Below are 344 nucleotides of genomic sequence, written 5' to 3'. Positions count from 1 at the left end.
TTTTTCCCTCCTTCTCCTTCTTTTCCCTTCTTCTCCTTTCCCTTCCCTTCCTCTCCTCCTTCTCTTCTTTCCTCCTCCTCTTTTTCCTTCTCTCTTTCCCCCTTCTCCCCTTTTTCCCCTTCTCTTTTTTCCTCCCTCCCTTCTTCCTTTTTCTTCTTTCCCTCTTTTCTCTTTCCCCTTTTCCTCCTCCCTTCTTCCCCTTCCCCTTTCCCCCTCTCTTTTTCCCCTTTTTCTTCCTCCTCCCCCTCTTGCTCCCTTCCTTTTCTTTCCTTCTCTTCCTCTCCCTCTTTTCCCTTCCTTTCTTTTTCCCCCTCTCCCTCTTCCCCTTTCTCTTTCTTCTCCTC

General features: G+C 48.5%; 1 protein-coding gene. It reads right to left on the bottom strand.

What is annotated here, in order from left to right:
- Nucleotides 1–344: hypothetical protein (locus KH400_RS30345; protein WP_217228618.1), on the bottom strand; the 344-nt coding region annotated here is incomplete at both ends.

This window comes from Desertibacillus haloalkaliphilus (genome assembly GCF_019039105.1).
Taxonomy (GTDB): domain Bacteria; phylum Bacillota; class Bacilli; order Bacillales; family KJ1-10-99; genus Desertibacillus; species Desertibacillus haloalkaliphilus.
Note: the sequence above shows the minus strand (reverse complement) of the source record. Positions and strands in the feature narration are given on the sequence as shown.